The 20,100-nt window shown below is 47.4% G+C and carries 13 protein-coding genes; 7 read left to right on the top strand and 6 right to left on the bottom strand.

Translation table 11 applies throughout. The features are described 5' to 3' along the window. The first annotated feature begins 14 nt into the window (after nucleotides 1-14). Nucleotides 15-5,744 carry a hypothetical protein gene (locus LEPBO_RS36050; RefSeq protein ID WP_017286171.1) on the top strand — a complete coding sequence of 1,910 codons (5,730 nt, stop codon included), beginning with the start codon at nucleotides 15-17 and terminating at the stop codon, nucleotides 5,742-5,744. Next, entirely contained in the window at nucleotides 5,741-7,684 is a 1,944-nt protein-coding gene (locus LEPBO_RS0103605; RefSeq protein WP_017286170.1) for a hypothetical protein, read from the top strand. The genes LEPBO_RS36050 and LEPBO_RS0103605 overlap by 4 nt, the downstream gene beginning before the upstream one ends. A gap of 45 nt (nucleotides 7,685-7,729) precedes the next feature. Here LEPBO_RS0103605 and LEPBO_RS0103600 read toward each other — a convergent pair whose 3' ends face one another. After that, nucleotides 7,730-8,284 (bottom strand): TetR/AcrR family transcriptional regulator, encoded by a 555-nt coding sequence (locus LEPBO_RS0103600; RefSeq protein WP_017286169.1) that lies wholly within the window; start codon nucleotides 8,282-8,284, stop codon nucleotides 7,730-7,732. A gap of 116 nt (nucleotides 8,285-8,400) precedes the next feature. Between LEPBO_RS0103600 and LEPBO_RS0103595 the strand changes: the two genes are divergently transcribed. From LEPBO_RS0103595 to LEPBO_RS0103585, 3 genes are all read left to right on the top strand, one after another. Next, on the top strand, nucleotides 8,401-9,000 hold the full coding sequence (locus LEPBO_RS0103595) for a glutathione S-transferase family protein (RefSeq protein ID WP_017286168.1): 600 nt from the start codon (nucleotides 8,401-8,403) through the stop codon (nucleotides 8,998-9,000). A gap of 33 nt (nucleotides 9,001-9,033) precedes the next feature. Next, a complete protein-coding gene (locus tag LEPBO_RS0103590) occupies nucleotides 9,034-9,984 on the top strand; it encodes a pyridoxamine 5'-phosphate oxidase family protein (RefSeq protein ID WP_017286167.1) in 951 nt (316 codons plus the stop codon). A 159-nt stretch (nucleotides 9,985-10,143) separates the two neighbouring features. Then, nucleotides 10,144-10,587 carry a YidH family protein gene (locus LEPBO_RS0103585; protein ID WP_036044364.1) on the top strand — a complete coding sequence of 148 codons (444 nt, stop codon included), beginning with the start codon at nucleotides 10,144-10,146 and terminating at the stop codon, nucleotides 10,585-10,587. Between the two features lie 73 nt (nucleotides 10,588-10,660). On the opposite strand, the gene LEPBO_RS0103580 is transcribed toward LEPBO_RS0103585, so the two are convergent. Further along, a complete protein-coding gene (locus LEPBO_RS0103580) occupies nucleotides 10,661-14,167 on the bottom strand; it encodes a WD40 domain-containing protein (protein ID WP_017286165.1) in 3,507 nt (1,168 codons plus the stop codon). Nucleotides 14,168-14,278: 111 nt separating this feature from the next. Beyond that, nucleotides 14,279-15,607 (bottom strand): AAA-like domain-containing protein, encoded by a 1,329-nt coding sequence (locus tag LEPBO_RS0103575; RefSeq protein ID WP_239741278.1) that lies wholly within the window; start codon nucleotides 15,605-15,607, stop codon nucleotides 14,279-14,281. A gap of 278 nt (nucleotides 15,608-15,885) precedes the next feature. Between LEPBO_RS0103575 and LEPBO_RS0103570 the strand changes: the two genes are divergently transcribed. Then, nucleotides 15,886-16,422, top strand: a complete 537-nt coding sequence (locus LEPBO_RS0103570; protein ID WP_017286163.1) for a CARDB domain-containing protein — start codon at nucleotides 15,886-15,888, stop codon at nucleotides 16,420-16,422. A gap of 177 nt (nucleotides 16,423-16,599) precedes the next feature. Beyond that, nucleotides 16,600-18,492 (top strand): serine hydrolase, encoded by a 1,893-nt coding sequence (locus LEPBO_RS0103565; RefSeq protein WP_017286162.1) that lies wholly within the window; start codon nucleotides 16,600-16,602, stop codon nucleotides 18,490-18,492. Nucleotides 18,493-18,687: 195 nt separating this feature from the next. Here the strand turns inward: LEPBO_RS0103565 and LEPBO_RS41655 are convergent, their stop codons facing one another. From LEPBO_RS41655 to LEPBO_RS0103550, 3 genes are all read right to left on the bottom strand, one after another. Continuing rightward, nucleotides 18,688-19,125, bottom strand: coding sequence for a transposase (locus LEPBO_RS41655; protein WP_017286161.1), 438 nt, complete (start codon nucleotides 19,123-19,125; stop codon nucleotides 18,688-18,690). Between the two features lie 99 nt (nucleotides 19,126-19,224). Further along, nucleotides 19,225-19,587 carry a saccharopine dehydrogenase NADP-binding domain-containing protein gene (locus LEPBO_RS41650; RefSeq protein WP_239741276.1) on the bottom strand — a complete coding sequence of 121 codons (363 nt, stop codon included), beginning with the start codon at nucleotides 19,585-19,587 and terminating at the stop codon, nucleotides 19,225-19,227. Nucleotides 19,588-19,621: 34 nt separating this feature from the next. Next, nucleotides 19,622-20,089 carry a hypothetical protein gene (locus LEPBO_RS0103550; RefSeq protein WP_017286159.1) on the bottom strand — a complete coding sequence of 156 codons (468 nt, stop codon included), beginning with the start codon at nucleotides 20,087-20,089 and terminating at the stop codon, nucleotides 19,622-19,624. Nucleotides 20,090-20,100: the final 11 nt, after the last annotated feature.

The following is a 20,100-nucleotide window of genomic DNA, read 5'->3' as shown; positions in this document are numbered from 1 at the left end:
TCAAGGAAGCCCCTATGCCAGAGTTTGAAGATTTTAGAACCGCTCTGAATCAGGCTCGCACCCAGAAGCAGCAGGCTCACTTAGACCTGTTCAAGAGCCAGGAGCGGCAACAGCAAATCCAGGCTGAACTGGATCAACTCGCCCAGATTTTTGATCCAAAAAATCAGGAGCATGTGGCTCGGCAACAAAGGCTAAATCGGGCTGCAATCCAAGCCAGGGGAACGGTGCAAGCAAATCAGGAGCGCTACGATCGCAATTTTGAGCTAGAATCTTCGAGCTTTGAGCGGTTCAAAACCTTATTACTTGATCCACGCCAACAGGTAGAACGTCTCTCCGATGACTATCCGATTCTCCTATTGCCCCTGCGTTTAGAAACTCGCTTCAAAACGATTACAACAAACAATGCGCCCCGCACAGAACTCTGGGTGCGAGTCTATCCCGATGATTGTGCGATCGACACGTTTGAACCTTTACTATCTCAATCCGAATTAAAAAACGCCCAAACGTATTGGACTCAAAGTTGGCAAGCAGGAGGACGCGAAGATCAAGAGCGAGCGGCTTGGCGCGGGTTAGTCAGCAGTCATGGGTCAGGGCGATCGCGCTGGATTCTCGATCGCTATCGCCCGATGAATCTGGATCAAAAACCAACATTCGACGCTGAAAACACGCCGGCTCTCATCTTGACCATTCCAACCGACAATCTGCCTCCAGAAGCAGACGCACTGAAGGTCTACTGGGAATCGGTATGGCGGCTCAATGGAGAAACTGAACAGACGCGAAATACCTTAAATGGAACAGTCGGCGCAGCACGGGCGGAAGTTCTCATTCAACACTACATTCCCAATAACTTAACTGTTACACCTCAGTTTCCCTTAACTAAGGAAAATGCTTTGGTCACTGTGGACTTTGTAGTCTTTCCAAACGCTGAAGATGTTGCAGTCAAACAACTATCCTGGAGTCAGGCTCCCAAAACTACAATTCTGCCTGACTGTTTCGTTCTGATTGGACAAGCTGGCGATATTCGTTTTGAACAAATTGGTCGTCCGATTCCTTCACCCTTGGTTGTCGGCCCCGATCCCAATGCACCTCCAGAACAACAGTTGCGCCAGGAAAATGGCGAACTATTGATCAGTGACGAAATGCGTTGGATGGTCGATTTTGAGCGAGCTGTCGAGTGGGGAATGGGCTTCAAAGTGCCCTTAGATGCTGAGCAGGCACGCAATGGCCTCGATCGCTTAATGGTACTGGGGCTAAAACTCAGTGCAGATGAAAAAGCAGGACAAACCCAACTCGAAACGCTCTTACAGCATCATCACTGGGGACGCAGTGGCTTGAGTATCCTGCCTCAAGGGACACCCACGAACAATACTGATCAGATAGGGGCTGGATTTAGTCGAGCAGAAGATGCTGATGCAAGCTATGACTCCGTGTTTGGCACAACGTCTACTGATGATCCGTTTGCTGAAACCGATATGTTTCGTAAACGAGATGGTCAGTGGTTAGCGGAAGCCCTTGGGATTGATCCGCAGATTTTGAGAACTGTGCCGAATTGCGATCGTACGGATCAAACAGAAGCTCGTGCGATGAATACCGCACTGTGGTCTGCGACCCTGGGCTATAGCCTGGAAACTATGCTGCATCCCGTATTAACAGATAGTGCTGTTGACGATACTCGCTGGTTTTTCAATCGCTTCGTCAGTGGGCGCGGCTCCATTCCTGCTCTACGAATTGGACGACAGCCCTACGGCATCTTGCCCACTACTGCTTTTTCTCAAATTCAGTGGGTGTCTCCCGAACGCCTTCCGAAGCTATTAGGAACATCGAAGCTCGAAATTTCTCGCACGTTTTTGAGTCGCTTGTATGAGATTCTTCAGATTATGGATGCTGATTGGGCAGCGCAGGTTGCGAAGGTTTCCTGGGTTGGCAAACCGGGAGATGCTCACAAGACGCTTTTAGATATTGTTGGACTTCATGCTAGCTCTGTAGAATACTACCAGCGCTATGCCGAGAGCTTGCAGCAGTTGTTCAATCGACTCAATTTGCAAGGCGGTCTAGGCGGTCAGTTTATTGCAGCGCTGATTGCAGCAGGCTATACCCAAAGCGGTCTAGATTTACTCCGAAAACTCGGATATCGCGGTGAGCAGACACCGGATGTATTACAGAAATTTTTCCTCTCCAGCCAAAACCTGATGAAAGGTGCAGTCATTGACGATCGCCCTTTATCAGAAGTCGATCCGATTCGGAGCTATACCGCCGATCGTAAAAACTACATTCAGTGGCTACAAGAAGCAGCATCGACTTCTCTAGAAACATTGCGCCAACAGCAAGGATTTCTCGACAACAAAGCTCCGAATGCCCTCTTATATCTGTTCTTGCGCCATGCGTTGCTCTTGGGTTATTGGGATGTGAGTTGGCGGCTACATCGCGGCGCAGAAGTGCTTTCAGCGAATGAATTAGAGCAACTGCGGCGAGAACCAAATTTTGTGCATGTCAAGACTCAGGCAAATACGAGTGAGAGTCGCTGGCAACTGCTCTATAAGACCGAGGCTCGGATTACGGGAGAAGGCGATCGCACGATCGCAGATTTCATTCCTCAAGCCCTCACGCAATTCGCCTTTGAAACTCGCTATCTCAACGACCAACTTCGCGCACTAGAACACTTAAAAGATGTCCCTACCGCAAGATTAGAGCGCCTCTTTGCTGAACATATCGACTGTTGTACCTATCGACTCGATGCCTGGAAGCTTGGTCTAGTCAATTTTCAATGGATGGCAATGCGGAGTCGGTCTGCACCAACGCCAACGCCAACACCTGCACCTCTTCCTATTCCTCGCTTTCAACAAGAAGCTGTAGCGTCTCAGCCCTCAAATCGTCGAGGTATTTATCTCGGAGCTTACGGCTGGCTCGAAAATATTCGACCTGAAAATAAAGTTCTCACCCCAAAAAACCTAAGTCCAGACCTTGCAAAGATCTTTGATCCCGCACCGGTGCAACAGCCCCCTGTAACGGCTCCTCAGCGGAAAGCGCCAGCCGCGCGGGTCGTTTCTCGATCGACAATTTTGCAAGACAACCAAAATGCTGGCTATATCCATGCACCTTCTCTCAATCATGCTGTGACCGCAGCAGTATTGCGGAATGGCTATCTGTCTACTGCTCAACCCGATCATCGCAAAACTTTAGCAGTAAATCTCTCATCTGAACGAGTACGAGTCGCGCTCGCTGTTCTAGAAGGGATTCGCGAGGGTCAAAGCTTAGGAGCACTACTCGGCTACCAACTAGAGCGAGGATTACACGATCGACATAACATGGCAGAAGTCGATCAATTCATTTTCAAACTACGCAAAGCATTTCCGCTTCGAGCCGATCGGCTTTCACCCACGCGCACTGATCCAAACGTGCCCATTGAAGCGATCGAAGCTCGAAACGTCCTAGATGGGCTGAGTTTAGTGAATCACGTTAAACGTCAGACCAATCCTGCTCAACGAGTCTATCCTTTTGGCAAAGCTCTGCCCTCTGCTACTTCTGCTCAAGCTGCTGCGATCAATGCCGAAGTCGATCGACTCCTCAATCTCCATGATGCGGTTGCAGATCTCGCTTTAGCAGAAGGCGTTCACCAAGCAGTACAGGGCAATTACGATCGAGCCGCCGCAACGCTCGACACCTATAGCAAGGGAAATTTTCCACCCGAACCCGAAGTTGTCCAAACTCCCCGCAGTGGTATTACGCTCACCCATCGCGTCGGGCTACAATTGCAGCCGGGTTTGGATTCTACGACCTCGCCTATCGCTGGTTTGCCGATGACACCTCGCGCTCAGGCAGAACCCGCTTTGAATCATTGGTTAGCTCAGGTCTTACCCGAACCAGAGCGAGTTGCTTGTCGGATTAGCTACCGTCATCCCGTCACAAATGCCGTATCCGCGCCGATTACGGTCACACAGCAAGATCTGGGGTTGCAGCCGATCGATTTGCTTTACCTCAATCAAACTGATAGTCAAGCAGGCATGGGCGAGTTAGACGATCGCTTGCGGCGATGGCTGTTTGATCATCCGCCGAGTGGAGCTTTGCGACCGGATACAGCTATCACACTGCACTACACAGAACGAATAGAAAACAAAATTAGTTTCTTTGAGGTGTCTGCGCTGCTAAACCATCTGCGATCGCTGATTTTGCGATCGCAACCTCTCAAAGCCAGTGATGTGACTCCTCCGACCAGCACTCAAAGTCAAAGCACTGTCATTGATCAGCGTCCTCGCCTCGAACCGCTCGTCACTGCTCTGCAAAATGAACTCACGAATCAACTTCTACCATTCCGAAACTTGCTTCAGGGGCTACTAGCCGATTTAGAAGGGAATCGATCGCAAATTCTTAGCCAAATCGATAGCCATTTGAACACCTTTGTAACCCGCATGGCTGCACTCAGCATCTATGGGTTACCGCAAACAGGCTGGGGGCTAGCCTACGATCAGAAACGCCAGATTTTTGAGTCTATCCTTGAGCAAGTGCGATCGCGGGTGAATCTCTGGCAAGAGCGACAGCAGCAGTTCACCTTGCAGTTAGCAGCTTATGATGCGCTGCCGCCTGAAACTTCGGATCGCGATCGCACCGATGCCCTGATTGCTCTAGAACGGCTAGTTGCCAGTACACCCACCCCCACTCCACCTGCTAGCTTGGCGGACTATCGAAGCGCGATCGTGAATCAGTCTACGCTCTTTGCTAATCAACTCAGTAGCTTCCAGGCAATTCTAACCACGAGCGAAGTGAATCTCGCACCTCTGCTCAGTAGTCTTCAAGTGTCGATCGCAGACTTCGACGTTTTGCCTCTAGATCTCAGCGCTCCAGAACAGCAAATCATCGCGCTCACCGAAGATCTGCTGCGAATTGTCACAGCCGTTGCCCAAGATATTGTCCTGCGGCTACAAACGATTCAGACCCAATTCACGACCTATGACAATAGCGCCAATCCTGAAACTCGCTTAACTGCTGTTCAAGCGGTTGCTGCTGCTCTATTCGGCGATGACTTTAAGCTCATTCCTGAATTTACGCTTGCTCCTGACGCTGGCACGAGTTGGCAAAACGCAATGACAGCTAGCCTCAACCAAGATCTATTCAGTCACCTAAGTGCTGCTGGCATTGACTTCCCCATTGATGACTGGCTGTATGGTATCGCTCGTGTCCGTGAAAAGATGCGCCATTGGGAACAGCTTGTCATGCTGAGTGGTGCATTTGGTAGACCTGAACCCGAACTTCAGCCGATTCAACTCCCGTATCGTTCTGGCGATCCGTGGTTAGGCTTGCAATTTCCTGAAAATTTCCAACTCGGTGAACAGTTAAAAGGCGATCGCTTACTCTATAGCGCCTACTACACTGTGCCATTCAATCCCAATCAGCGCCAATGCGGACTGTTGCTCGATGAATGGACTGAAGTGATTCCGGGTGAGACAGAAACCACCGGGATTGCTTTCCACTACGATCGCCCCAACTGTGAACCGCCGCAAACCTGGCTATTCGTCACTCCCCCGCGAGCTACGGGCAATTGGCAATGGTCTGACCTAACTGGGGCTTTAATCGAAACCTTAGAGATGGCGAAAAAACGAGCCGTTGAACCCGACCAACTCGACGACACCGCCTATGCCCGGTTTCTCCCTGCCACGATCATGGCAGCGACTCTCTACCAGATCTCGATTTCCGCCAACCTTGCTCTCAACAACAAAGTCCATGACTTTCTGCTAAACCGCGACTCATGAACAAATACACCATTGCCAATCTCTCTGAAGCCCTAAGCCGTCGCACCTTTCCCACGATTACCCTATGGAATCGGTTAGAAGGTCGCCCCCGCACTGCAAACTTCGATCGCGCGCTCAAAGCCGAGGTTCGCGATGCCTTGTGGATGCTGACTCGTCAATGGCAGCTTGGAGAATTTCAAGGAGACGATGCGGGTTCACCCGTTTTCGCCAAACTGCACGTTGCGACGACTCGACTGACTCGCTATCAAGCCAAAGATCATCCTCCCACTGACTTTGCCGATCAACATCCCCTAGAAGCCACGGTCGAACGTCGAGCGATCGCTTTAACCCAAGGACAACAACGCCTTTCTCTAGATTTGCGTCTCCTGATGGGGCGACAATGGCTCAAGCTCATCCGCACTCCGCCTTCTGGCACTGACTATCGCTCTGCTTACCAAACCCGATACCCGATCGACTTACCCGATCCAATGAGCCGGACAGATGCCCCGATTTGTGCCGACCTCAACACTTGGCAACAGGTTGCAGCAGTCGCAGGACGACGATTAGATGGCGGTCAATTGTACCAATATTTAACAACGCCTGCTCCTGCGGGTGAGCCAACGCCTCAAGTTTCTGACGGCATTGCTGTTGCTCCGGGAGACGAGACTTTCCTCGCAGAACAAGCGGTGAAATTTGTGCAATGGTTTCAGAAGCTCTATGATCAGCCGATCTCAGAAAACGATGCCTGGGATTCTGCACGCTTAGAATATCAATTTGCCTGCTCTGCACCTATTGCAACCAGTGAAACGACCTCTAGAGAACAAGTTCTTGTTGCTGATGAATACTACCAGGGACATCTCGATTGGTACAACTTCGACATTGATCCTGCTGCTGAAAGCCTACTGCCTAAGCCAGAGTCTACTGAACCGCCAGCACGACCTTCAGTTTTACAAACTGATACCCAAACACTGATCCCTAACCCGATTAGCTTTGCCGGAATGCCCAATACGCGGTGGTGGAGCTTTGAAGATCAAAAAACTAACTTTGGAGATATCAAACCAGACACCACTGATATTGCCAAACTGATGGTGATGGAGTTCGGCTTGGTCTATGCCAATGACTGGTTTTTGATTCCCTATACTTTACCAGTTGGCAGTCTGGCTGAAGTACGTGGGCTAGTTGTCACGAATGTATTTGGAGAACGTACCTGGATCGATCCCTCTGGAGCAGGAGCCGATAATGACTGGCAGCGTTGGAGCCTCTTTACGATTAGCCAAAAAGATTCTCCCGACACGCCCTCGATCGTGGGCAAAACTTTGTCAGACCAGCAACCTGCGAGCAATCAATTATTACTCTTGCCAACGGTACCCAAAATTCAAGAAAGCAGTCCGCTAGAGTCAGTTTTGCTCGTCCGCGATGAGATGGCAAATATGGTTTGGGGAGTTGAGAAAACAATTCCGACGGCTAGCGGCATCAGTCAATCTGGCGATGAAGCTGCGATCGCACTTCACAATGTCTATCAACGGCTCCTCAATCAACAACTCGCGGTTGCTCCGGTTCCAACTCCTCTTGATCGAGCGAACATTCGGTATCTGGTCATGACCTCAGTCCCCGAAAACTGGATTCCTTTCATCCCCGTGCATCAATCAGGTGACTCTCGCCAGATTCAACTACAACGGGCTGCCCTGCCGCGAATTTTAGCAGGTGATCCCAACCCACCGCTGAAAGTCCGCCCTAGAACCAATCTACTGCGCCCCGGACTCGATCAAAAACAAGCCTACTATATTCATGAAGAAACAGTTCCAAGAGCGGGAGTGCGAGTGACCCAATCTTTCCAACGAACTCGCTGGCGTGATGGTCGGGTAGTGGTTTGGCTAGGCGCACGTAAACAAACTGGACGAGGCGAAGCTTCCAGTGGTCTAGCCTTCGATCGAATCGTTGAAGGACAGCCTCCAAGCTAAATGAATCACCAAGGATCGTCAACTCGCATCTAGCATCATCAGGCTTCATGTGCCTAAATTTTGGCAGAGCTGCTGTGGTAGCTGCTTCAGCGATCGCTGAAAGATTTCAGGATTATCCAATCCTTGCGCCACAATCAAACTGCCCTGAATTGTAATTACCATATCTTCTCCGCGCTGCTGAGCTGTCGTCAAATCCAGTCCTGCATCTACTAAAACCTGTGCCACTGCACGAATCCAAGCAGAATATCTAGCTTGAACACGATCGTGAAAAAGATCGCGCGCTGACCCTAATAGCAAAGTGGCGGTTATACAAGGCTGACGACCCGCTTCATAAAGTTCGCTCAAGCGATCGCACATTCGCTGTAGTTTTTCCAGAGCAGAATCATCCCCTTGTAGGCTTGGTAATACATGCTCTGCCAACCATGCATCCAAATAATCCATCACCGCTTGCACCATCTCATCCTTGCCTCCAGGAAAATGGTGATACAAACTTGCCTTTCCTAACCCTGTCGCTTCAGAAATCCTCGCCAGTGTCGCTCCATCGTAGCCGTAATGCCGAAACAGTTGCAGCAAGCAGGGGATGTAAGTGTCTTTAGGCATGGTTTAGGTATGAAAAGTAACTTTAGAAAGATGCTATTGACATTATACCGAACGAACGGTACAGTTTGACTAGACCGAACGAACGGTACAAATCTTTCTCACTTCGAGGATCAATCATGATTAAGCTCTATGGGCACGAAATGTCTGGCAACAGCTACAAAGTCCGCCTTTTTCTGGAACTGCTTAGTGTTGAGTATGAATGGATCAAAGTAGATCTGATGAAAGCAGAACACAAATCACCAGAGTATCTAGCACTCAACTCCTTTGGACAGGTTCCCTTGCTGATTGATCATGAAGTCAAACTCGCAGATGCTCAGGCAATCTTAGTTTATTTGGCGCGGAAGTACGGTGATGAACAATGGTTGCCGCTCGACGCGTTGCCGTTAGCTCAGGTGATTCGGTGGTTATCTACAACTGCTGGAGAAGTCCGTCAGGGACCAGAAAATGCGAGGCTCTACCATCTGTTCGGCACGACAAGCATCAACATTGAACGCGCTGAGCAAAAATCAGACTATATCCTGACTCAACTGAATCAGCACTTAAGTACACGCACGTGGTTAGAGTTTGAACATCCCACGATCGCTGATATTGCTGTGTTTCCTTATGTTGCCTTGGCACGAGATGGAAAAATTGATTTGGATGCCTATCCTCATGTGCTGGCTTGGATTGATCGGGTGAAGCAATTGCCAGGTTATATCTCGATGGCTGGGCTATAGGCTGCTCAACTCAAGTCAAACAGGAGGAACACGATGGCAATCTCAGGCTGGACGCGCACTGAATCTCCTTTCCACGCAGGCGAATTAGCAATTCAAGCCCGTCTGGGAGTCCAGGAACAGATCGATCAACAAGGGCGGCGGATAATTCGAGAATTTCTTCCCGATCAACATCGCCAGTTCTTTGCTCAATTGCCTTACGTGATTGTAGGGACAGTCGATACAGCAGGCAATCCCTGGGCTTCTATATTGGTCGGAAATCCAGGGTTTCTCTCCACTCCCGACGATCGCACTTTGCACATTGCTGCAAAACCTCTGTTTGGCGATCCGTTAGCAACCACTCTGACCAATGGCATCGATATTGGATTACTAGGCATCGACTTATCAACTCGTCGCCGGAATCGATTAAACGGAGTTGTGACGGCAACTGGAAAGGATAGCTTTGAGGTACACGTTAGACAGAGCTTTGGGAATTGTCCTCAGTATATTCAAGTTCGTCGATCGCAATTTGCTGAGATTGATCCGACAGCACTCAAACCCGTCCAGTCGATCATTCAGTTTGGAGCATCAGAACGATCGATGATCACAGCGTCCGACACATTCTTTATTGCAACTGCTTATCAAGCGAAATCCGCAGGATCTGCGAGTGGTGTTGATGTTTCCCATCGGGGCGGTAAACCGGGGTTTGTCAGGATTGATGACGATCGGACGCTCACGATTCCTGATTTTGCTGGCAACAATCACTTTAATACGCTTGGCAACCTAGAACTGAATCCTCGCGCAGGATTGGTGTTTGTAGATTTCGAGCAAGGTGACTTGATGTACTTGACAGGAAGTGCTGAGGTTATTTGGGAAGAGACTGAGATACGTGCTTATAAAGGAGCAGAGCGACTGTTACGCTTCAAACTTGAGCAGGGATATCGGGTGGAAGGTAGCCTTCCCTTGCGCTGGTCAGAGCCAGAGTTTTCGCCCTTTCTCGATCGCTAATTTCTCAGCAGTTTCAATCTATTCACCAAGACAAAGACAAATGGTTGCTCAAATCCGTCACAGTGCTTCAAAATGCCTTCAAACTACTTTCTCTCTTCGGCAAGATGTAAATGAGCTTCGGAAGTTTTAGACTATGCGGCTTGCTATGTGAATATTGCGATGAAAGAGCCTAAAATCGATCGACAGCGTGAACATCAAGCGAATGAGCGAACCTTTCTCGCGTGGCTTCGCACCTCAATTGCACTGATCGGCTTCGGGTTTGCACTGGCTCGATTTGGGCTTTTTCTCACCCAGTTGAACCTGAGTTTGACTCAACAGAATACGCCCCCACATCCCTTGTTCAATTCGCAAAATTTGGGGCTAAGTCTAGTGGTTTTGGGAATCGTGACGATCGCGCTTGCTGCTTGGCGATATAACCAAGTTTTTTGGCAGATCGAGCGCGGTGATTATCGCCCAGATCGATCGCTGGTGTGGATTATGACCGGAGCAGTGATTCTGTTGGGTGGATTAAGCATTCCGCTGATTATGTGGCGAGATCGAGAACTGCCGCAAAAGCCTATCCCTCAGAAATTGCTGCAACCGAGAATGACTAGGCGGCAGTAGCTTATATTTTTTAATTAACCGTGATGAGATACTGCTGGCATTCATCGCTCAATAGGTTTCAGAGAACAATTCTCTAGAGGCGTTGACAAATAGTTCGGGCTTCTAAATGAGTTGAAGAGTTAGCAAAGTATCCTTTGAACCAGCCACAGCTTGACTTCATTAAGCGATCGAGGTCTGAATCTAAGCGCCATACTTTCACTGTATTGTCATACCCCGCAGAAACCAATGTTTTACTATCAGCACTAAAACTGAGACTGAGAATCTGATTACTATGTCCTTCTAAGGTTCTCAGAAGCGATCCATCGGATACTTTCCAGAGATTAATCGTGTGGTCACTACTTGCCGATGCAAGCATCGTGCCATCGGGACTAAACTTGAGTCGTCTGACACTTCCACGATGCCCTCGAATTGTATTGATTACGGATTCCGTTTGAATATCCCAAATCTTAATTAGACTATCATCGCCTCCCGTTGCAAGTCGCTGACCATCCATGCTGAAATCGGCGGTGAGAACCTGATTACTATGTCGATCGAAGGTTTTGAGCATTGCCCCCGTTTCAACATCCCAAATTCTCGCAGTTAAAAGATTACAAGCGGCTACGATTCGCTTACCATCTTCACTCATGCCAAGGCTTCCAATGCCACACCGCTTTTTAGAATCATCTTGAATCGTTCTGACAAGCTGCCCAGTTCCAACATTCCATAGATTAATCTTCTTACCGTCTCCACCTCCTGTCGCTAAAAGCTTGCCATCAGAACTAAACCGAACACTACCAAAACGATGATCATCCTGTAGATTGCGAACGATTGTTCCCGTTTTAGCATCCCAAATCTTGACAGTGCGATCGGAACTCGCAGAAGCAATCTGTGTTCCATCTGGGCTGAATCGCACACTTCTCACAGCATCTCGATGTCCTTTCAACTCTTTTATCGGTCTTCCAGTTTCAACGTCCCAAAGCTTAATCGAATGGTCTCCTCCACCTGCTGCAAAAAATTTACTATCTGGACTCAGACTTACGCTAATCAAATTCTTTTGCGAAACCTCGAAAGACTTCGGCTCATTGACCTGTAGTTTCCAGAGTTTGACGACTCCATCGACACCTCCCGATGCTAAAAATTGTCCGTCTGGACTCCAACTCAATGCCCATACTCGCCCATAGTGCCCTTTGAGAATTTGAGGGTGAGTCGTTTCATCTTGAATGTCAACCAAATTCCGTTGCTTGATTGCTCCATCAGAATCGGCTGTTACGATCGACTTGCCATCGGGACTAAATCTCACATTCCAAACTGAACTCGAATTATCAATCTCTTTGATCAGGGAACCATCTGCGACTTTCCATAACCGCACCGATCCGCCTTGACTCGCTGAAACAAGCTGTTGTCCATCTGGGCTGAAATGAACGGCTCTCACGACATCAGGATGACCCGGCAATTGGAGGCGTGCTTCTCCAGTCTGCACATTCCATAATCGCACCGTTCGATCGGCACTGGCTGAAGCGAGAGATGTGCCATCGGGACTAAAGTTGATGCTCGTTACCCAACCCGTATGACCTGAGAGCGATCGCAAAAATTGTCCATCCGAAACTCGCCATAGCTTGATCAATTTATCAGAACTACTCGTGGCGAGCATTTGACCATCAGGACTAAATCGCACACTTCTTACATTGTCTTGCTCAGTCTTTACGGTCTTGACCAGTTCCCCCGTTTCAACGTTCCAAAGTTTTACAATGCCATCTCGACTCGCGGAAGCCAGTAACTTTCCATCTGAACTAAAATGAACACTCCAGAGGCGATCTGCGTGTTCTAGTGTTCGTATCAGCTTTCCAGTTTGAGCTTCCCAGAGTTTCGCTGTGCCATCTTCACTCGCTGAAGCAATGATCTGACCATTTGGGCTGAAATTGAGTTCTAAAATGCCATTCGCATGTCCTTCTAGGCGATTGTATTCTCGAACTCCATCGACTGCTTGATGTAGTGTTGCAGTAATCTGTTGACGGATTTCTGGTTTGATCGATTGCGATCGCTCTAAAGTTTGAAGTTTATGCCCTGCTTGAATTGCCATGAGCAACGCCTCAAAAGGGCTGGATTCATAAACTCTTTGAGCTGAGAGATTGAGTTGCCGCAGTTCAGCTTCATTCAATTCATGTCGTGCTTGCTGAACTTGAAAAGCAACCAGACCAGCCGTGAGCAACGATAGACTTAAAATTGCTGAACCAATTGCGATCGTACGTTTCGCTTTCTTCTGAGCAGCGTTTAGCGTCAGATTTGCTTCCGCGAGAATTTGACTCTCTTCCGCTTGGACAGCAAGCGCATGTTGAACTGCTTGTTTCTCTAGGTCTTGGCTTGCTGCTAGAAAACGATAGTCTAAAACGCTTAAATCCTGATATTCTGACCATTCCAGCGCATCTTTTAAGGCTTGTCCTCGAAGTAATCGCGATTCATCCTGGCACTCAGAAGCAATCCACGCATTGAAAGCTTCTACATAAGGACGGCATTTCTGGAATTGCTTCTCAATCCATGCCAAATTGAAAACTTGAGCATAAATCTTGTTATAAACTTTTAATCTGCCGTGTTGTTTAACAACTAATCCTGAAAGCTGGAGTTCGGTTTGTTCAGGACTGCTATCAGCGGTGAGTTCTCCTTGCTGTAAGATTTGTTGATAAATTCCTAAAAGACGACTGACTCGCTGTTCATTGCGAAACAAGCGATCGCGAATTGTCCTCAAATGTTCTGGTTCGTCCTGTGCTTCCCAGTTGTCAATAATTCGATCTTGAATCAAGCAGCTAATCGAATTAAATTCTGGATGCTGAGTCACAAGTTGGCAGATTTTCTGAGTGAGAAAAGGTTGCCCACCTGTCCAAGCTAGGATTTCTGCTAGTGCAGCTTCAGGATCTTCAAGATGAGACAGTCCTTGTGCTAGCGTTTGAGCTTCTTGAATCTGGAAGCCATGAAGTGCGATCGCTCGTCCGATATTAAATGGCGTTTGCGTTTTATCTGCAATCAAATCAGAAGGAGTCGCAACGCCCAAAAGCGCAAACGTGAGCCGATGGTATTTAGGATGATCAACCCGACAATTGTAAAAGTATCGAATCAGCGCAAAGAAGTCATCAAGTGAGAAATCCTGACTGAGAACGCGATCGATTTCATCAATAAAAATCACAATATCAGTGCGAATCTCAGTCAGCAAAATTTCATCAATGAATAGATTGAGTCGCTGAATGGGAGAAAGGAGATCTTGCTGCGATCGCCACCAGTTTCGCCAATTTACTTTATTGCCTAATTGGCAACTACTGACGATCGCATTGACGATTCCCGCATACCACTTTTCAGCCGTAACTCCTTGCGTCCCGATTCCAGTCAAATCAATAAAAGCACAAGTAACCCCATCGGCTTGCAGTCGTTGCATCGTTTGAACTCGCAAGCTAGATTTACCCATTTGACGAGAGTTCAACACATAGCAAAACTCTCCAGCTTTTAGCGCGCGATAAAATTCCGCATCTGCTTCGCGTGTGACATAGCTTGTTGCTGTTGTTGGAAGACTTCCACCAACCTGGTATGCGTAGTGTCGAAGTTGCTCTGCCATAATCTCACCAGACCAATGCTGATTCAATCAATGTACTGTAGTTTTCTGGCACTGAGTTGGATCTCTGCAAAGACCCGACTTTATCCCATCTATTGATTCAATGACCTGACTTTATACAGCAGCCAACACTCGACCAAAGTAATCTCGATACAAATTGCACCAAGGTGTAACAAAATTGCCTCGTCTCTGAACTAACCCCATACTATGCAATTTGTAAATTTGCATTGAAGCGAGTTCCACCGCATTCGGCGAGAGAACAACCGTCTTAAATGCTTCCAATAGTTGCGGTAACTGCTGTAGAACTTCCAAATAATGCCGCAGATGAGCATTATAAACTCCTGACTCTGTAGCAGCTTCCTGCAACAATTGTTCTAATGTCACTCTCCCAGTTGCAACATAATACAAAGATAAACGCACTAAATAAGGATGTCCGCCTACCGTTTGCATCAAAGCTTCAACCTGTGTTGGGTTCCAACTGAGTCCATGCAATTGTGCCAGAGATTGAATCTGTTCTCGATCGAATTCCGACAATTCCACTGGAACTCCTGCATTAAAGGGAGATTGATTGATATCTAAAGGAATATACGCCTCAGTCGAATGTGCAATCACTAATCGTAGACGTTTCCATAAATCGACAATCTTGCCTTTCTCATGCCAACTTCTGAGCATTCCGAGAACATCTTCAACCACTGTAGAATAAGGAAATAATCGATCGACTTCATCAATACCGAGAACTAACGGACAATCGATTTGAGGGAGTAAATATTCTTCAAAGTAAGCTGTGCAGTTATCATTACTTCCCAAAATCTCAGTATCCCAATAGTCATCTAAGCAATTTTTCAGTTTCAACTGCCGACCCACCATGCAGCATAGCCAGCGCAGAAACTTATCTAAATCAGTTAAAATTGCGCGATCGACACTGCTCAAATCCAGATACACAGCTTGACAATTATGATTCGCTGCATAGGATAAAATTCGAGTGAGCAGAGAGGTCTTACCCATTAAATTCGGAGCTTTGACTCGAATCAATGCTCCAGGATTGAGAACAGTCTCATAGCAGAGTAGCTCAACTCCCGTACGCTCAACATACATGGGCGAATCTAATGCCACTGCTCCTTCTGGAAACGGTAAATTTGGAGTAACTTCAATACTTCTACTCGGTTGAGATCTTCTCAGAGCTTCTCTAAAGTTCTTTTTCGTCACTCGCTCTCCAATCGCGATCGACAATTTTCTCCAAAGCTTATTTCCAATATCTTTATTCAAATACTCTGCACTGTAACCATAGCTTCTCGCCATATCATCGTAGGTTTGTTCTTCCCACGATGCTTGCAGTACTTTGATTTCAATATCACTTAAATGTTGATTGAAAGCACGAAACACAATATTATCTGCGATCGCTTTAGCGTCAGCCCACAACAGCTCTGATTCTAGCTCCATCATGTCAAGTTTCCCTCTTGTCATAGCTGTTCTTACGCTGACCTTATTTTAAATATGCACTCTGGATTTGACGATTACCCACTCGGCTAATCATTTTCATCTCCTGATTTAATCTGATTTTTCCAGTACAACCCGTCCAAAAAGCCTGATTTTACTCCCCTGGCACTCGACAAATTCTCAGCCGACAATAGCCAGTAACAAAGTCACCCAGCGCAAGCATATTTACAATTTGTTCGCCCTATAGACTTTGAGACATCTATTAATGAATGAGGACAATCACCATGAAACGTCATCTTTTAATTGCTTTGAGTTCTGTCGCTGCGCTCTCAATGTCTGCTGTTAGCGCGATCGCTGCCACTCCCAATCCTCAGCCGGGTTGCCCCGATGGTTGGGTTCCCCGTCCCCCCGAATTGAATCCTGCTCTCGGTGAATGTATGCCAGGTGAGATTGCGCCCCCTAGCGGAGGTGGAATTCTGAAAAAACAACTTCCTGATCTGAAAATTAGGGAATATCAGTTTTCTGAGCGCGCGCCGCAATCTGTTAGAGTACAAATTATCAATCAGGGTAATGCGATCGCGAAGCCCAGTAATCTAAGATTAACGGTTACTCAAATCAAGGGAGTAAAAGTCAATCGAATGCTTGAAGTGCAGCTTCCCGCATTTAAGCCGCATCAATCCTCTAACTTTCTCGTGAATGCAAGTGAAATTTTGCCCAGTGATGTTGATCTCAAAGATACAACATTTCGCTTGAAAGCAGATGCAACACTGCTAGTCAATGAGTCCGACGAGTCTGATAACGTTGCTCTACATCATCCCTAGCTCAGTAAGCTCGCAAGATTTCTAAATCTACTCGTTTAGCTTGATGAGCAATCAGGTTGTATCTTTGCAAAACATTGAGCCATCAAGATACAACCTGACGACTGCATCCTCCACATTGCACAGTCGTGAAGGCTATTCATTTCGACAACACACTTTGATTCTGTAAGGTTACTGACCATGAAACGAATTGCGATCGCTACTTTAACAATGCTAGGTCTTGTATTTCCCCTTGCTAGTAAGACCTTAGCAAGCCCGATTGATGATCCAAATAATATTGATTGGGCATCGATTCGAGGCTATGACAGCAAGGATTTTAACGAATACTTCAACAAGAAAAAAGCAGAAGGATACCGAGTCGTTGATCTCGAAGTCGATGAAATCAATGGCAAAGCAAATTATGCTGCAATCTTTCAGAAAAATACAGATCAAAGAGGCTGGGCAAGCTTACGAGATTTGTCTGACGAAGAGTTCTCCAAACGCTGGAATGAGTTCAAAGACAAAGGATTTCGGCTGATTGATCAAGAAGCTTATACCTTAAATGGAAAGCGTTTCTATGCAGGCGTTTGGGAAGAAAACAAAGGAAATCTAGGATGGGTTTCGTATCGGAATGTTGACGGAGAAGAATTTGGCAAGCGCTTCAAGCAGTACAGCGATCAAGGCTTCCGCATGATTGATACAGAAGCCTACTCCAGCGGTGGTAAAACGCTCTACAGTGCAATCTGGATCAAGAATACAGACAATGTAAACTGGGTTGCGTTCCGTGATATGTCTGAATCTGCCTATGCAGAGAAGTTTAAGTCTCTCAGTGATCAAGGCTATCGATCTCTAGATTTTGAATCCTATGTTCGCAATGGTGAGCAACAATATGCCGCGATTTGGGTGAAAAACAATGGGAGAGCCTGGGCATCTCGACGCGATATGACGGCAAATCAATACGCGAACTGGTGGAAAACCTACACCGATGAAGGCTACCGTTTAGTAGACTTTGAAGCCTACAACACCCCCCAAGGAACTCGCTATGCAGGCATCTGGCGGCAAAATGGCGAAAAACTTTCCTGGCAACCGAAAAAAGCTGTTGACAATGCGATTTCAGAATATCAAAAGCAATTCAATATTCCTGGAATTAGCGTCGCGATCGTACAAAACGGCAAACTGATCTACACTCGTGGTTTTGGCTATGCAGATATCGAACAGCAGAAGGTTGCTCACTCTGGCACAGTTTTCCGAACCGCATCAGTGGCGAAACTCATTACAAGAGCTTTGACGTTGCGCTTGGACGACCAGAATGTGTTGTCGATCGACAAACTGACTCGAACATATGTGCCCATTCTTCCCCAACATCACACTCACACTGTTCGCCAACTTTTAGAACATCAGTCGGGAATTCGGCACTATCGAGGCAGTAAACGCGCAAACTGTGAAGTCCCCAACAATCCAGCATGGAAGGATTCGAGCAACACTCAATACGCCACTTCAACTCAAGCGACTGAACTGTTCCGTGATGATCCGTTAATGTTCTCTCCGGGAGCTAAAACTTGCTATAGCACCCATGCTTATACAGTCGTAGGCGCGGCAATCGAAGGAGCATCTAAACAATCTTTTACAGGCATCTTCGATCGCGAAATTACTCAAGGATTAGGACTCTCTACTTTACGCCCTGAGCTGATTTCTCAAGCAAATCCGGATCGTGCCACTCTTTACCGCGACAAAACCAGCTCTACTGCCAAAAACGTTCCCTCAACACGAGACAACATCAGTTGGAAAATAGGCGGCGGCGGACTCGAAACTTCCAGCGTCGATCTTGCTCGATTTGGCATGAGATTACTTCCTGGTCAGTCCTTCCTCTCCCAAAAATCTTATGATGACCTATGGAGAGGGCGCAAAACGATTCAGCATAGCGGTGCTCAGAATGGTGCAAATTCTTATCTCCGAGTTCATTCTGAAAAAGGAACAGTGATTGCAGTCCTCTCGAATCAATCACTTGAGCTTGGGGAGAATGATCCCAACCAAGATGAAGCAGGTGTAGGTAAGTTGACCGATGCAATTAGCAGCATTATCCTGAAGGATTAACAATCCAGATAGCTGGTTGAGAAGAGAGATTTCACCCTCTCTTCTTATGCTTTGTCTAACGACTTGAGAGGCACGTATGCCATAGAAGCCGATAGAAAGGGCGCAGGGGGTAGAGATCGGAGATTTTGTCTACTTCAACAGAATGCGATCGCTGTTGTTCGATCTGTTCGATCTGATTGTGCATCGTTTAAATAGCTAGGCGGAATTAAACTTAAAACGCTCTAGTGCATATCCCCCAAATTGACTGCGGACTTCCATGCCTTGGATCACCGCCTTGGCTAAATCATACTCGTCTTCAAACATCCGTCCCGCAATCTCATGCGCTTTGAGTTGATGCCACTGACCTTCGATCAGATTGAGATGAGCACTGTAGGGCGGCAGAAAAAATAGCAATAATCCCTGAGTCTCCCATCGCTGCCAGTGGGGTTTGACGAGTTCGCATGTGTGAATCTTACAATTGTCCTGCACCACGACCGTTAACCATCCTGTTTCTGCCAAAGTCACCGCTGCTTTGTCCGCAATCCAGTCCATGACTTTGAGATAACTCTCGCCCTCAAACCCACCTTGGGCAAGGGCATAATCGAACTGCTGTTCAGGTTGCCACAGTCCCAGAATACTGATACTGCAAGTCAATCCCAATTTTTGGAAGCGACGAACGACCCAGTAAGTGCCGAGGTCAGACGGAACAGAATCAAACCCACAGCAAGGAATGATCCGCGTACCGCCGAGCGCTCAGCGCTCATGATAGCGATCGATTAACGTCCTGACCCAAGGCGTTTCTCCGGTGATATCGACATAATGGGTTTTGAACCGAACACAGGCATCAACGAGGGTATTGCCGTAAAGGGCAAACGGTCCAGCAGTAGTGAGGATGACTCGTGTTTGAGATAAGATCGCATCGATCTCTGACTGATCCTGACTGTCGGCAACCAGTACATCTACCGTTACACCCACTTCGTCTCGAACAACTTCTAGCTTCTGGCGATTTCGTCCCGCGATCGCCCAACGTAATTGCTCAGAAGAAACATATTTTAGCAAAGTACTGCACCGTTTGTTTACCAACAAACCCACTCGCACCGTAGAGGACGACATCATAGGGGCGCTCAGACATGACAAAAATACTCTCAACCTAAGCAATTTTGGAGGGTTGAATAAACTCAGACCACTGATCTTGAATGGCATCTGTTGCAGCTTGTCCGACCGCACTCCAATCGTTCGGAGTCAGGAACGAATAGAGCTTGGATTTAACTTGAGAACGAAGTATTAACTCAGCAGGTTGTGACTGGTCTTCCTCAACTAACGCAGCGAAAAATGCTTGTTGCTCCTCGTTGAGTTGGGTTAACTGGTGACGAATTCGTCTTCTCGCTTCGGTGATGGCAGCTTCTGTACCACCCCCCAAATTTGCTGCCTGCATCAAACTCTCAAGCTCAGTAAACAAGATTGACTGTAATCGCACTTTTTTCATTGCTTGTTTCCAAAGTGCGGGATCGACGGGTTTAGGATTGAGCGAATAAGCAGAGAAACCAGCGCCAATCGCACCACCACAAGTGTCCTCTGCCTCAATCATTTCTTGCAACACTTCAGAATCGTGCAACACATCAAGCAGGT

The organism is Leptolyngbya boryana PCC 6306 (assembly GCF_000353285.1).
GTDB classification, from domain to species: domain Bacteria; phylum Cyanobacteriota; class Cyanobacteriia; order Leptolyngbyales; family Leptolyngbyaceae; genus Leptolyngbya; species Leptolyngbya boryana.
The sequence above is the reverse complement of the archived record's forward strand: the minus strand, read 5'-3'. Positions and strand labels throughout refer to the sequence as shown.